Raw genomic sequence first — 14,388 nt, forward strand, 5'->3', positions numbered from 1 at the left:
CGCTGATTTTTTATCGGTGATTATAAGCCCGATGCCTGGGCGCTGAACCCCACCTTTTCCAGTTCCTGCCAGAATTGCGGGTAGGACTTGCGTACCACCTGCGGGGCCTCGATGTGGATTTCGCCCAGCATGGCCAGCGGCGCGAAGGCCATGGCCATGCGGTGGTCGTGGTAGGTGGCCACCGTCTGGCCGGCTACCCGGAAGTTTTCGGATGAGACTTCAAACCGGCCCTGTCCCGCATCGGTCAGGGCGCCGCCGAACTTGGCCAGCTCGGTTTGCAGGGCCGCAATCCGGTCGGTTTCCTTGATGCGCAGGCTTTCGAGGCCGGTGAAAGTGGCCGGGATGCCGAGGGCCGTGGCCACCACGGCCACGGTTTGGGCCAGGTCTGGGCAATCGGTGAAATCCTGGGTGAGCTGGGCGGCGGGCGTTGTTTTGGTGAGGCGCACAGTTTCGTCGGCCAGAAACTCGGTGTGCACGCCGAGCTGGGCCATAATGCCCGCAATGGCCACGTCGCCCTGCCACGAAAAGCAGCGTAGCGTGGGCAGCGTCAGGTACGAGCCTTCGGGGGCCAGCGCGACCAGGGCGTACCAGTAGCTGGCCGCCGACCAGTCGCCTTCCACGGTGTAATCGGTGGGCTGATAGGGCTGCGGGCGCACTTCCAGCACCGTGCCCAAATCGCGGCATACGGCCCCGAAATGCTGCATCAGCGCCTGCGTCATCCGGATATAGGGCCGCGAGCCGACTTTGCCCGTGAGCCAGATGCGCAGGCCCGCCGGCAGCGTGGGCCCTATCATCAGCAAAGCCGAAATGTACTGGCTGCTGATGTCGCCGCGCACGGTCAGTTCAATAGGTTCCGTTTCCTCGGCCGTGGCGGGCTGGGGCGTGCGGCCCAGCAGCTGCAGCGGCGGGTAACCCTCCCGGCCCGCGTACTCAATGCGGGCGCCCAGCTCGCGCAGCGCCTCCACCAGTACGCCAATGGGCCGCTCCTGCATCCGGGCCGTGCCCGTCAGCTCGGCTTGTCGGCCCGTCATGGCCAGGTAGGCCGTCAGGAAGCGCATCACAGTACCGGCGTCTTCGGCATCAAACACCGTAGCCGCGGGCTCCTGCAGCAGGCGCTGCATCAGCTGGGTGTCGTTGGCATCGGAGAGGTTGTGCAGCTGGCCGCCGCCGGCCAGCGCCTGCAGTATCAGGGCGCGGTTGCTTTCACTTTTGGAAGCCGGCACCTGGGCCGTGCCGCGCAACGGGCCGCCCGGCCAGGTAAGCGTAAGAGAGGAGTTGATAACGAAAGCAGGATGCAGAGCAAAGCGGGGCCTTACTCCTGGTAAAACAATGCCCGGCAGGGCCGCTAGCCCGGCAGCCGGTGGTAATAGCGCAGGGCTTCCACAATTTCGGCCAGCGTTACGGGCTGGTCGTACACGCCGCGGCCGAGGCCTTCGAGCAGCGTGCAGTTGATGGTGGTGCCGCTGTTCTTCTTGTCCTGGAGGGCGTAATCGGCAATGGCCTCGGTTTCGAGCAGCACAAACTGCACCTTCTCGAAGATGGAGAACAGGAACGTCTCGATTTTGTCAAGCTCGGCCGCGCTCAGCAGGCCGCGGTGGTAGCTCAGCCAGGTTTCGCACACCATCCCGGCCGCCACCGCCTCGCCGTGCAGAATCTCGCGGCCCGGCTGCTGCAACAGGTAGCTTTCCAGCGCGTGGCCCACGGTATGGCCAAAGTTGAGCAGCTTGCGCAGTCCGGATTCCAGCGGGTCCTGCGCCACGATGCGCTGCTTCAGGGCCACCGACTCCTCGATAACCGGCGTCCAGTCATCCACCATAATGCCCACGTAGCGGTTGCGCTCGAAGGCCTCGGCGTCGGCAATCAGCCAGTGCTTTACCACCTCAGCGTAGCCCGACTTGAGCTGGCGCGGGTCGAGGGTGCGCAGAAAGCGCGGCTCGATGCACACGGCCGCCGCCTGCTGAAACACGCCCAGCTGGTTTTTAAAACCCATAAAATCGACGCCGGTTTTGCCGCCCACGCTGGCATCTACTTGGGCCAGCAGCGTGGTGGGCACCTGCACGAAGCGCACGCCGCGCTTGTACACGGCCGCCGCAAAGCCGCCCAAATCCGTCACGACTCCACCGCCCAGGTTTACCACCACGGCGTAGCGGTCGGCGCGCTGTTCGGTTAGCTCGGCCCACAGCAGCTGGCAGGTTTCGAGCGTTTTGTACTCCTCGCCGGCCGGCATTTCTACCAGCCGATAAGTGGCCGGCAGGTGCGGTTCGAGCAGCGGCAGGCACTGGCGCGAAGTGTTCTCGTCGGCCAGCACCACCACCCGGCTCACGGCCGGCGTACGCAGCAGTTCCGCCAGTTTGGGCAGGGCATTTTGTCCGATATGTATTGGCTGGTCCGTCATGATATAAATTTTCGGTGATTGTTCGAAATTAAAGCGTGAATCCAAACAAATTATGCTTATTTCGATGCAAAATACATTTAGAGCGTTTAATCATGCGCCTGCAACTTACGCCCCATTTCGCCGTGCGCATATTGGCGCGTTTTGCCGGCTGCCTGCTACTGGCCGTTGGCGTCGCGCTGCTGGCTTCCTGCAGCCGCGAGCCGATGCTGCCCACCACTGCAGCCGCGCTGGTCGGCGACTGGGAGTGGACCCAGACGACCACCGGCCAGCACACCACGCTCACGCCCGACAATACCGGCCACCGCATGAGCATCCACTTCGACCGCCGGGGCCGCGCGCGCTTTTACCAGGACGGGGCGCTGGTGAGTGCGGCCAACTTCAAGGTGAGCCGCGACGGATCGGGCCTGTGGGGGCCGGAGCGCTACACCATTACCTACCACGGCTACCAGCGCCGGCAAATCTACTCGCTCGTCGGCAATGGCCTGCAGCTCGAAGACGTAGCCTCCCAGCCAGCCATCCACCGCTTCGAGCGCGCCTTGCCTCCGGTCATCACGTCGTCGGTGAAACTGGTGCACTAGCATCTGGCGCGGCGGGCCGCCCGGTTTTCCGGCTGGCGGCAAGGGTGGGCGTTGCCGGCTGTTGCGGGGTTTTGGAGCAAGGCTTTATCCATTTCGGATAGAGCCTTTTTTCGTGCAGCTAGGGGCCGGTCATCGGCCGTGGCTGCAGCGGGGCCGGGATATGCGGCGGCCCGATGCGGAGAAACTAGGCCGGCAGCTTATCTTTACTTGTTCTTATTGCAACGCGCCCGCCATATCCGGCCCCTACCACCCGCTGCCCCTTATGTCTCAACTCCAGGCTTCCCCCATTTCCTTCGACGATACGGCCGTTGCGTTTGCCTCCCGCTCCAATGGCGAGCTGCGGAAAATGTACGCGCTGTTTGCCGCCATGAACAACGCCGGGCTGGTGAAAACCGGCAGCGGGCTGATGAAAACGGCCCTCAAGTGGCACCTTCCCGGCACCAAATTCCTCATCAAGAAGTCGATTTTCGAGCAGTTCTGCGGGGGCGAAACCATTCAGGAGTGCCTGCCCGTGATTGAGGAGCTGGGCCGTTACGATATCGGTACCATCCTCGACTACTCGGTGGAAGGCGAGGGCAACGACCAGAGCTTCGACGCCACGACCACCGAAATTCTGGCCACGCTCGATCTGGCCCACCGCTCCAGGCATATCCCTTTCTCGGTATTCAAAGTAACCGGCGTGGGCGAAGCGTCCATTCTGGAGAAAATCCAGGCCGGCAAAACCTTGAGCGCGGCCGAGCAGGCCAGCTACGACAAAACCGTGTTGCGCGTGAATGCCATCTGCGCCCGCGCCCACCAGTACGGCGTGCGCGTGTTCATCGACGCCGAGGAAAGCTGGTTTCAGGATACCATCGACGAGCTGGCTTACCAGATGATGCGGCGCTACAACCACGAGTCGGCCATTGTCTGGAACACCTACCAGCTGTACCGCCACGACCGGCTGGAGGCGCTCGAAGCCGCCGCCACCGAAGCCGCCGCCGGCCATTACCACATTGGGGCCAAGCTGGTGCGCGGCGCTTATATGGAGAAGGAGGCGCGCACGGCCACGGCCCAGAGCCGCCCCACCCCCATCAACCCCAGCAAGCAGGCCACCGACGACCTCTACAACGAGGCGCTGAAGTATTGCATCGACCACATCGACCACATCAGCGTGTGCGCCGGCACCCACAACGAAGACAGCTCGCTGCTGCTAACCCAGTTGATGCAGCAGGCCGGCCTGCGCCCCAACGACCCGCGCGTGTGGTTTGCCCAGCTTTATGGGATGAGCGACAACCTGAGCTACAACCTAGCCAACGCGGACTTTAACACGGCCAAATATGTGCCCTACGGCCCCGTAGAGGCCGTAATGCCCTACCTGTTGCGCCGCGCCGACGAGAATACGGCCATTGCCGGCCAGACCAGCCGCGAGTTTCGGCTGATTCAGAAAGAGATGCGCCGCCGGAAGCTTTAAGGGCGTGTTTGCACCGTTGAGCTAAACGGCACAGTTTTGGTACTGATAGGCTATTTGCCTCTCCGCAGGCTGTATTCTATCATTCTCTTTCTCCTCCTGCCCATGATTGGCCGAGTACGCAGTCACCTTATCCGCTTTTCCCGCAACCAGATTGGCACGACCAGCTACCTGAACCTGATTCAGGAAGCGGAACTGGGTCTCAACCTGGACATCACGCACGAAAAGGCCCGGCTGAACGAAATCTTGACTGAAATTTCGGAAAGTGAGTTTAATGCGGGGCGGCCTATTCTGAGCTGCCTGGTGAAGGTGAAAGGGTCGAAGGGCCAAGGCGACAACTTTTTCAAGCTGTGCGAGCGGCTGGGGCTGGGCGAATGGCGCGGCCTCAAGCAGGACGAAACCTTTTTGAAGGATTTGCGGCAGCAATGCCGTACTTTTTGGCAGAATGATGCCAATTTTGAAAAATTTGCAAAGCCCAAAAGTTAGCTGGAAAATGGCTTTGGGAGGGCGCTAAGGCCGGATTTGAGGGGGTAAAAAGGTTGCGTACATCTTTATGACGCAACTTCGTTTTTGAGGCTGCGTTAAGAGCCTCGAAACCTCCGTTACTCTCTCCTTTCCTCTGGAGGACGGAAATCATTCCTTATTTCCATCATCTTAAAACTCCCATTCCATGAACAACGATTCGATCAACCCCACTAACTCAGGTACCGGTTCAGGCGCTAACTACGGTACGGGCAACGCCGGCACCGGCTACAGCACGGGTGCTAATACGACTTCCAGCGGCAACATGGGTAACGCCAGCACCGGCAACTCGTCGATTCCGACCAACTCTATGAACACCGGCGATAACAACCCGCATCATGACTACAGCGCTACCCAGAAGGGTGCTGCTGCAGCTGGTTCGGTAGGTGCTACGGTAGGTGCCGGCATTGATGCCACCCAGAACGCCGCTGGCGACGCCGCCCGCGCCGTAACCGGCAGCAACGAAACCTATGGTTCGGGCAACAGCTACACCGCTGGCTCGTTCCGCGACCGTGACAGCGCCGAGCGTGCCTACCAGTCGCTGGCCTCGCGTGGTTACCATAAGGATGACGTAAATCTGGTGATGTCGGAAGACGCCCGCAAGCGCCACTTCGGCGACGATACGGTTGACACCGAGCTTGGCGACAAGGCCATGGAAGGCGCCGGCGTAGGTTCGGCCATCGGTGGCACGGCTGGTGCTATCATCGGCGCTATTGCTGCCATTGGTACGTCGGTAGCACTGCCCGGCCTGGGCCTCGTAATTGCCGGCCCGATTGCCGCTGCATTGGCTGGTGCCGGTGCCGGTGGCCTGACGGGTGGCCTGGTAGGTGCCCTGGTAGGTTCGGGTATTCCTGAGGAGCACGCTGCCGAGTACGAGAACGACGTGAAGAACGGCAACATCGTAATGGGTGTGCGCCCACGCAACGAAGAAGACGCTCGTTACTTCGAAGAGGAGTTCCGTCGTCACAACGGCGACAAAGTACGTCGCTACTAGTTGCCTACGCCTCTGGCGTATAAAGCTTGAAAAGGTTCTTCCCCTGCGGGAAGAACCTTTTTTTTGTAAGCTACCCGGCAAAAAAAGCACCTTTAGAAGAGTTTTGGGCTTCTATTTGCTGAACCACTATATTCACCCTCGCCAAGTAGGCCGCGGCGCCCGAAACATATTGTTGGTTGCGGGTTTAGGTACAATAAGGCTTTAGGCACTTATTTTCCAGTTCGGTGCGTTATCTGGTTGCACTGGTCCGTCTTGTAGCTGGTGGCGGCGCTGCTGCTCGTCTTTCAAATTCCTCTTTTCCTGTTCTATGTCTGTACCCCGCATCAAAATAGGCCTCTACGTTTCGGTCCTGCTGGCCGTTTTCGTGCTGGCTTCCTACAAGCTCTACCGGCGCAACGATACACAGCCCCTCCAGAAGGATGAGGTGTTGATCAAGGCGATGGTGCAGGGGCTCTCGCAGGCGCACTACCAGCCCGAGCGCCTCGACGATGCGTTTTCCAAGCGCGTTTTCGACCTGTACCTCAAGCGCATTGATGGCAGCAAGAAATTTCTGCTGGCTACCGACGTGCAGCAGCTGCGCCAGTACCAGAACGAAATCGACAACCAGATTATCCGCGGTACCCACGAGTACCTCGATATGAGCACCAAGCTCATGGCCCAGCGCGTAAAGGATGTGCAGGGAATTTACCGCGAGGTGCTGGCCAAGCCGTTTGACTTTACGGTGCCCGAAACCTTCGAAACCGAGCCCGACAAAATCACTTTTGCCGCCACGCCGGCCGCCCAGCGCGAAGAGTGGCGCAAGTTCCTGAAGTACCAGACCATGGTGCGCCTCTCGGAAATAATGGACGAGCAGGCCAAAAAGGACAAGCCGCTGGCCTCTACCAAAGCCAAACCCTCGGAGGCTACCGTATCAAGCCCGGTGCTGACGCCCGTGCAGATGGAGGCGGAAGCCCGCAAGCGGGTGATGAAGTACTTCGACGACTACTTCCACGACCTAGAGCAGACGGAGGCGGCCGACCGGCTGGCGATGTACGCCAACGCCATTGCCAACACCTACGATCCGCACACCGAATACTTTGCGCCGCGCCAGAAAGACGATTTCGACATTGCCATGACCGGCCGTTTCGAAGGCATTGGCGCCACGCTGCAGGAGAAGGACGGCAATATTCGGGTAAACGACATCGTGCCCGGCTCGGCCTCGTACCGGCAGGGCGAGCTGAAAGCGGGCGACGTGATTCTGCGCGTGGCGCAGGGTGCCGACGAGCCCGTATCGGTGGAAGGCTGGCGTCTGGATAAGGCCATTACCCTTATCCGGGGCCGCAAGAACACCGAAGTACGCCTGACGGTGCGCAAGCCCGACAACAGCACCAAAATCATTCCCATCGTGCGCGATGTGGTAGTAATTGAGGAAACCTACGCTCAGTCGGCCACCATCAACGACAACGGCAACAAGCTAGGCTACATCAAGCTGCCCAACTTCTACGCCGACTTCAACGACAACGGCGGCCGTAGCTCGGCAGCCGACGTGAAGAAGGAGCTGGAGAAACTGAAGGCCGAGAACGTGAAGGGCATCGTGCTCGACCTGCGCTTTAATGGTGGCGGCTCGCTGCAGGACGCCGTAGAAATGGCCGGTCTGTTCATCGACAGCGGCCCGATTGTGCAAGTGCGTGGCAGCCAGGGTTCGGCTACCGTCCTCAACGACCGCGACCCGCGGGTGCAGTACAGCGGTCCGCTGATTGTGCTGGTGAACAAGTACAGCGCCTCGGCTTCCGAGATTCTGGCCGCCGCCATTCAGGATTACAAGCGCGGCGTGATTATGGGCTCGGCCAGCACCTACGGCAAGGGCACGGTGCAGCGCATCATTGATCTGGACGACGCGCTGCCCGCCGAGTTTAACAGCATCAAGCCTTTCGGCTCGCTCAAGCTCACCATCCAGAAGTTCTACCGCATCAACGGTGGCTCGACCCAGTTTAAAGGCGTAGTGCCCGACATCATCCTGCCCGACGCCTACAGCTACCTCGACCAGGGCGAGAAAAGCCAGGAGTACGCGCTGAAGTGGGACGAAATTACGCCTGCCCGCTACCGCGCCTGGGCCGGCAACCCGCCCATCGACAAGCTGCGGCAGGCCAGCCTGGCCCGCGTGAACAGCAACGCCAGCTTCAAGCAGCTCTCCGATATGGTGCAGCGCATGGTAAAGCGCAAGGACGACACCAAGATGTCGTTGCAGCTGGCCAGCTACCGCGCCGAGCAGCAGCAGGCCAAGGCTGAGGCCGACAAGTACGAGGCCATTCAGAACGCGGCCCAGCCGATGGCCATTGCGCCGCTGGCTTTCGACCTGCGCCAGATTGGAGCCGACACCATCAAGGTGAACCGGGCCTCGCGCTTTGTGAAGCCGCTGACCAAGGACATTACGCTGCGCGAAGCCGTAGCTGTGCTCCAGGACGAAATCTAAGCCTGCTAGCGGCTTCAACCGCCAACCTGCAAGCCTCCCGGACGTTGTCCGGGAGGCTTTTTTGGACCCTTACCACGCGCCCCACTACCATTAGCAAATAAGCCTTGACAAACGAAACCAACTAATACATATTTTTACTTTATAATTAACTGAAAATCAGCACTAAATCTTATAGTAATTCTTGTCAATATTTTTAGCAAATAAGAACTTATATTTGCGTCAGATGGTTTACTAAACATGACGACGACAGACATGGAAACTCCGATTATTCCCCTCATCAGCGAGGAGCAGAAGCAAGCCGAGGAAACCTGGCGCAAATCGATTCCGGCCCAGGTGTTTCTCAACTACTTCTTCGCCATCAACTACCACATTCAGCAGGCCGACGACGCGCAGGGCGGTCTGCGCCATCTGCCCTACTTCCGCGCCCACCAGGCCGAGCTTACCGAAGCCGACGTGCAGGCCGTGACTAAGCTGCTGCACGCCAGCTGGAGCACCGAGTACGCGCTGCGGGCCACGGCCGAGCTGGGCGACGAGGACTACCTGCGCAACGCCCTGCACTGGACCTTCCCGCAGGCTTACCACACCATTACGGCCGGGTTGCAGGCTTTCCTGTATACCACCGGCGTGCGCAGCAGCAATCCGGCGCTGGTACGGCGCGAAGTAGGCCGCTTGGTGGTGCGCAATGCCTACCCCCGCCCCATCTCGTTCTACGCCGCCGGGGCCTACGGCGACTTCAGCATCCACCGGCTGCCGCTGGCCGGCTACAAGGCGGGCCTGCAGATTGCGGGCAAGGAAATCGATGCGCAGGCGCAGATCGGGCAGTTCCTGCGCACCACCCGCACCATCAAGGCCAAGGCCACCCGCCAGCAGGTGCAGGCCAACCCCAACACTGCGTTGCGCAGCCAGAAAACCGGCAAGGTGCTCGATAAGTGGACGCCTTCGCACTGGCAGCAGATTACCTGGCGGCTGGGCTACACCACCCTCTTCGACCTGCTGGGCCGCCTGCGCATCTCGCAGACCAGCCGCGAGATTGAGCGCTTCGTGGAGGCCGATATCGACTTCAGCCTTTTCCACCAGTCGCTGCTCGATATTGTGAGCTACCTCAACGGCATCCACGAAACCTACGTGGCCAAGGCCCTGGGCCTGGAGCGCTATGAGCAGCTGGTCGCCGAGCTTCCCCGCCATCTGCAGAACTCGTTTGTGGAGGAGCGTCTGCGCACCCGCGTAGCCCCGCAGCTCACCGACGACGAGACGCCGGTACTGCGCATGGCCGCATAGATTCCTGAGCTATTAGCTTATAGCTGTTAGCTTTTCCTCCGGCTTAGCGCTCATCATTATAGCGTCCTTGCCCTACTCCATATATACCAAAGCGCCGGCCCACTGGGTCGGCGCTTTTTGCGTTTACTACCTGTTTTAATTAGCCCAAAAGCTAACAGCTATTAGCTAAAAGCTAATAGCCTAAATCAGCAGTTAGGTTAGGCGGGCGGGCTGCGCTATTTTTGCGGCTTGACTTCGCCCCGCCCCTCGCGGGGCCGCTACCCCCTCGCCCTATGCAGCACCTCAGCGAACAGGAGATTATCCGGCGCAATAAACTAACCGAGCTGCAGCAGCTCGGCATCGAGCCCTACCCTTCGGAGCTGTTCGATGTAAATTTTTACGCCCAGGAGATTCTCGACAACTACCACGTCGAGCTCAACAACTTCCAGGATGTGCGCCTGGCGGGCCGGCTGATGTCGGTGCGGGTGAAGGGCAAGGCCTCGTTTGCCGAGCTGCAGGACGCTTCGGGCCGCATTCAGCTGTACATTAACCGCGACGAAATCTGCCCCGGCGACGACAAGGAGCTGTACAATACAGTGTTCAAGAAGCTGCTCGATTTGGGCGACTTTATCGGCGTAACCGGCCGGGTGTTCAAAACGATGGTGGGCGAAACGTCCGTGCACGTAACGGGCCTGACGGTGCTTAGCAAGGCCCTGCGCCCGCTGCCCGTTGTAAAGGAGCGCGTTGATGAGGCGACGGGTGAGAAAATTACCTACGACGCCTTCACCGACCCCGAGCAGCGCTACCGCCAGCGCTACGTAGATCTGGTGGTGAACCCGCACGTGCGCGAAGCCTTCATCAAGCGTACCCAGCTGGTGCAGGCCATGCGCAACTACCTCAATGACAAAGGCTACCTGGAGGTGGAAACGCCGATTCTGCAGCCGCTGTACGGCGGCGCGGCGGCGCGGCCCTTCAAAACGCACCACAACACGCTCGACATGACGCTGTACCTGCGGATTGCCAACGAGCTGTACCTCAAGCGTCTGATTGTGGGCGGGTTTGATGGCGTGTACGAGTTCTCGAAGGACTTCCGCAACGAGGGCATGAGCCGCTTCCACAACCCCGAGTTCACCCAGATGGAGCTGTACGTAGCCTACAAAGACTACTACTGGATGATGGATTTGGTGGAGGAAATGGTGGAGCGCGTGGCCCTGGCACTGCACGGCAAAACCGAGGTGCAGGTGGGCGACAACCTCATCAACTTCCAGCGCCCCTGGAAGCGCTACACGATGGCCGAGTCCATCGAGCACTTCACCGGCTTCAACATTGAAGGCAAGAGTGAGGATGAGTTGCGCGCCGCCGCCAAAGACCTGAAAGTAGGCCTCGACCCAAGCATGGGCAAGGCCAAAATCATCGACGAAATCTTCGGGGAGCACGTCGAGCCCAAACTGATTCAGCCCACGTTTATCACCGATTACCCGGTGGAAATGTCGCCGCTGGCCAAAAAGCACCGCAGCAAGCCGGGCTTGGTGGAGCGGTTCGAGGCCATCTGCAACGGCAAGGAAATCTGCAACGCCTTCTCCGAGCTCAACGACCCCATCGACCAGCGCGCCCGCTTCGAGGAGCAGCTGGAGCTGGGCAAGCGCGGCGACACCGAGGCCATGGTGCTCGACGAGGACTTCCTGCGGGCCCTCGAGTACGGTATGCCACCCACAGCCGGCCTGGGCATCGGCATTGACCGGCTGAGCATGATTATGACCAACTCCAACTCGATTCAGGACGTGCTCTTCTTCCCGCAGATGAAGCCCGAATACACCAAATCGGAAAACGCGCCGCACCCCGAGCAGTAAGCCCACCCCGTTTGTCATCCTGAGCGGAGCGAAGGACCTATACAGAAGCTATTATCAAACGGTACCTTCTGTATAGGTCCTTCGCTAGGCTCAGGATAACAAATGTATTTCCACCATAAAAGCAGAAAGCCTCCCGTCAATAAGGACGAGAGGCTTTCTTTTTACAAACCACCTACCATTCAGGGCAGGACCGTAGCAGAAATGTGCGATGGGCAACGATTAATTTTACTGTCAGACTGTTTAACCAGGTCCTGCCAGAAGCTTAACGGCCGGCAATTTTGCTGCTATGGTTTCTCCGCCCCTCTTTCAGGTGGCTTGTATATGGGTTTACGGCACCGCCCAGCGTAAGGTTACACTGTTGGCGCAATTAGTAGATTAGATGTTGGCACCGGGGCCGGTGGGCTGCTTCATGGAGTTGAGCAGGTCGTCGGCGGCCGTACGGTCGGCTTGCTGATGCCCGGTGGTGGCGGGCTTGCCGGTGAAGGAATCCAGTCGGGCTTTGCCCTCCTTCAGCAGCCGGGCCAAATCCTTGTTGAATTTGCCGGCCGACTCCTTGATATCGGCGCGGGCTTCGTCGCCGGTTTCGGGGGCCAGCAGCAGGCCGGCCACGATGCCGGCCGTGGCGCCGGCCAACAGCGAGAAGATTACTTTGCCTTTCGTGTCTTGCATGAGAAAAAGGGTTTGCGGTGAGAATCGGCCACTGCGGCCGCCTGCCTGTACAACGCGGTAAACGCGGGCGGGTTTACGCAAAACGCCTCTGCCCTTCAGAAGAGCAGAGGCGTTTACTACTTAAAAAGCTCGACCTACAGGTCGTTGAGCATCTTTACTACTTCGCTCTTGGCTTTGCCGAGCTTGTTCTGCAGGCGGCCAATCAGCTCGTCGCCTTTGCCGTCGGCGTAGGTCAGGTCCTCGTCGGTGAGCTGCGCGTACTGCTGCTTCAGCTTGCCCTTGAGGTCGTCCCAGTTGCCTTTCAGCTTCAGGCTGCTGCCCGAACCAGTCAGGCCCATATCTTCGAGCTTCTCGATGTAACCCTTGAACTTGGAGTCGAGGTCTTCGCCGTACTTGGCGAGCTGGTCGCCGAGCTGGCCGCTGTACTTGGTGGCGGCGCTACCGATTTTATCGCGGGTGGCTTTGCCTTTGTCAGGGGCCATCAGCAGGCCGGCAATGATACCGGCGCCGGCACCGGCAATAGCAGCGAGGAGAATTTTACCGGAGTTGTCTTCTTCGTTATACGACATGATTTTGGGAGAGAAAGTTGGAAATAGGTTTCGGGAGGAGCGGAGCAAAGGAGCCTGTGGAGCGGCCCTGGCCTCCGGGTATGGCTCCCTATACGAAGCTAAACGGGCGGGGTTATATGGAGTCGGAAAAATCAGACGGAAAAATACCGAAACGTCTATACTGCCGTACTAATCGGTTCCGGTGTACCTCCAACCCTGCTATCTTCGCCCCATGCTAACCCGCCTCTGCTATTGCCTGCTGCTTGCGCCGGCCCTGCTGGCCTGCCAGCCCACCGCTTCCAGCACCACTGCAAAGCCGTGCATCGACCCGGCTAAAATCCGGCCCGATGCCATCTGCACCATGGAGTATATGCCGGTGTGCGGCTGCGATGGAAAAACCTACAGCAACAGCTGCGTAGCCACCAACGCCGGGGTTACCAGCTACACCGAAGGCCAGTGCGCCAACTGAGTTGTCCGCTATTACCACTTCTACCGATGTCTGAAAAACGCTATTTCCGCCAGCAGAACCCCTTTGTTGTACCGACCACCGATGGCAAGCTCATCGAGGAGCACATCGGCCAGGCCAGTACCGGCACCAGCCAGTACAGCGTGGCCCACATGGTGGCTCCGCCCCAATGGAGCGAGCCCCACCAGCGCCCCGAATTCGACGAGGTAACCATTGTGGTGCGTGGCCGCAAGCGGTTCGAAATTGACGGCGACGTGGTGGAGTTGGGCGCGGGCGAGTCGTTGCTGATTAAGGCTGGGGCGCGGGTACGCTACTCCAACCCCTTCGAGGCCGAGTGCGAGTATTGGTCCATCTGCGTGCCCGCCTTCAGCCCGGCCACGGTAAACCGTGAGGAAGAGTAGCCGCTTTTGTCACTTGAGGCCTACCCAGCGACGCAGTTCGGGCGTGCGGTGGGTGCTGGCCGTGAGGGCCACGGCGCCGGGGCCTTTCAGGTGCACTATCAGCGTGTCGTTGAAGTAAGGCTCCAGCCGCTCGATGGCGTTGAGCTGCACCATTTCGGTGCGGTTGAGCCGGAAGAACTGCGCCGGGTCGAGCTGGGTTTCGAGTTGGCTGAGGCTTTCGTTGAGCACGAAGCTCTTGTCCTGCGCATCGAAGGCGTGCGTGACGCCGTTGCGCAGCTGAAAGTACCGCAGTTCGGCCACCTCCAGTATATACAGCCCCTGGCGGGTTTTGCTCACGAGCCGCTGCTTGTAGGCCGGCCCCGCGGCGGCCGGTGCGGCCGCGCCCAGCGTGGCGGCCAGCTGCTGCAGCGCCGCCCCCTGAAACGACTGCCGCAACCGCTCGAACTTCTGCATGGCCGCCGCAAACTGCGCGTACTGCACCGGCTTGAGCACGTAGGCAATGCCGTTCTGCTCGAAGGCCTGCACCAGAAACGAGTCGTAGGCCGTGACGAAGATGACGGGGCTGCTGACCGAAACCTGCCCGAACAGCTGGAACACGTTGCCGTCGAGCAGCTCAATATCCGACAGAATCAGGTCGGGGGCCGGGTGCTGGCGCAGGAAGTCGGCGGCCTCGCCCACCTGCTGGCACTCGCCTACCACGGTAGCATCGGGGGCGTAGCGCAGGGCAAAGCGGCGGAGCTGGTCGAGGGCGGGTTCCTCGTCTTCAATGAGCAGCAGGCGGAGCATAGGCAGAAAGGAAATTTGCAGAG

14 protein-coding genes are annotated in these 14,388 nt (G+C 60.1%); 9 read left to right on the forward strand and 5 right to left on the reverse strand.

What is annotated here, in order from left to right:
- Nucleotides 1-20: 20 nt before the first annotated feature.
- Nucleotides 21-1,241: a 3-phosphoshikimate 1-carboxyvinyltransferase gene (locus H145_RS0108365; protein WP_019947688.1), complete on the reverse strand. Its 1,221-nt coding sequence runs from the start codon at nt 1,239-1,241 to the stop codon at nt 21-23.
- A 104-nt stretch (nt 1,242-1,345) separates the two neighbouring features.
- Nucleotides 1,346-2,395 carry a 3-dehydroquinate synthase gene (aroB, locus tag H145_RS0108370; RefSeq protein ID WP_019947689.1) on the reverse strand — a complete coding sequence of 350 codons (1,050 nt, stop codon included), beginning with the start codon at nt 2,393-2,395 and terminating at the stop codon, nt 1,346-1,348.
- A gap of 92 nt (nt 2,396-2,487) precedes the next feature.
- Between aroB and H145_RS0108375 the strand changes: the two genes are divergently transcribed.
- The 7 genes from H145_RS0108375 to lysS all read left to right on the forward strand — a co-directional run bounded on the left by H145_RS0108375 (nt 2,488) and on the right by lysS (nt 11,495).
- Nucleotides 2,488-2,973 (forward strand): hypothetical protein, encoded by a 486-nt coding sequence (locus H145_RS0108375; protein WP_019947690.1) that lies wholly within the window; start codon nt 2,488-2,490, stop codon nt 2,971-2,973.
- A 262-nt stretch (nt 2,974-3,235) separates the two neighbouring features.
- Nucleotides 3,236-4,423 (forward strand): proline dehydrogenase family protein, encoded by a 1,188-nt coding sequence (locus H145_RS0108380; protein ID WP_019947691.1) that lies wholly within the window; start codon nt 3,236-3,238, stop codon nt 4,421-4,423.
- 36 nt (nt 4,424-4,459) lie between these two features.
- Nucleotides 4,460-4,906 carry a hypothetical protein gene (locus H145_RS0108385; protein ID WP_240471675.1) on the forward strand — a complete coding sequence of 149 codons (447 nt, stop codon included), beginning with the start codon at nt 4,460-4,462 and terminating at the stop codon, nt 4,904-4,906.
- A gap of 184 nt (nt 4,907-5,090) precedes the next feature.
- Nucleotides 5,091-5,936 carry a hypothetical protein gene (locus tag H145_RS25025; protein ID WP_019947693.1) on the forward strand — a complete coding sequence of 282 codons (846 nt, stop codon included), beginning with the start codon at nt 5,091-5,093 and terminating at the stop codon, nt 5,934-5,936.
- Nucleotides 5,937-6,243: 307 nt separating this feature from the next.
- A complete protein-coding gene (locus H145_RS0108395) occupies nt 6,244-8,388 on the forward strand; it encodes a carboxy terminal-processing peptidase (RefSeq protein ID WP_019947694.1) in 2,145 nt (714 codons plus the stop codon).
- Between the two features lie 237 nt (nt 8,389-8,625).
- Entirely contained in the window at nt 8,626-9,666 is a 1,041-nt protein-coding gene (locus tag H145_RS0108400; RefSeq protein ID WP_026351365.1) for a hypothetical protein, read from the forward strand.
- Between the two features lie 272 nt (nt 9,667-9,938).
- Entirely contained in the window at nt 9,939-11,495 is a 1,557-nt protein-coding gene (lysS, locus tag H145_RS20540; RefSeq protein WP_019947696.1) for a lysine--tRNA ligase, read from the forward strand.
- 375 nt (nt 11,496-11,870) lie between these two features.
- On the opposite strand, the gene H145_RS20545 is transcribed toward lysS, so the two are convergent.
- Nucleotides 11,871-12,164 carry a YtxH domain-containing protein gene (locus tag H145_RS20545; RefSeq protein ID WP_019947697.1) on the reverse strand — a complete coding sequence of 98 codons (294 nt, stop codon included), beginning with the start codon at nt 12,162-12,164 and terminating at the stop codon, nt 11,871-11,873.
- A 134-nt stretch (nt 12,165-12,298) separates the two neighbouring features.
- Nucleotides 12,299-12,733, reverse strand: coding sequence for a YtxH domain-containing protein (locus H145_RS23235; protein WP_019947698.1), 435 nt, complete (start codon nt 12,731-12,733; stop codon nt 12,299-12,301).
- 211 nt (nt 12,734-12,944) lie between these two features.
- Here H145_RS23235 and H145_RS0108420 point away from each other — a divergent pair, with 211 nt between their 5' ends.
- Entirely contained in the window at nt 12,945-13,181 is a 237-nt protein-coding gene (locus H145_RS0108420) for a Kazal-type serine protease inhibitor domain-containing protein (RefSeq protein WP_019947699.1), read from the forward strand.
- 26 nt (nt 13,182-13,207) lie between these two features.
- Complete coding sequence (locus H145_RS0108425; protein WP_019947700.1) at nt 13,208-13,579, forward strand: cupin domain-containing protein; 372 nt, start codon at nt 13,208-13,210, stop codon at nt 13,577-13,579.
- 9 nt (nt 13,580-13,588) lie between these two features.
- On the opposite strand, the gene H145_RS0108430 is transcribed toward H145_RS0108425, so the two are convergent.
- The gene (locus tag H145_RS0108430; protein ID WP_019947701.1) at nt 13,589-14,365 is read right to left on the reverse strand and encodes a LytR/AlgR family response regulator transcription factor; all 777 of its coding nucleotides are present in this window, start codon (nt 14,363-14,365) and stop codon (nt 13,589-13,591) included.
- Nucleotides 14,366-14,388: the final 23 nt, after the last annotated feature.

It is taken from the genome of Hymenobacter aerophilus DSM 13606 (assembly GCF_000382225.1).
GTDB classification, from domain to species: Bacteria; Bacteroidota; Bacteroidia; order Cytophagales; family Hymenobacteraceae; genus Hymenobacter; species Hymenobacter aerophilus.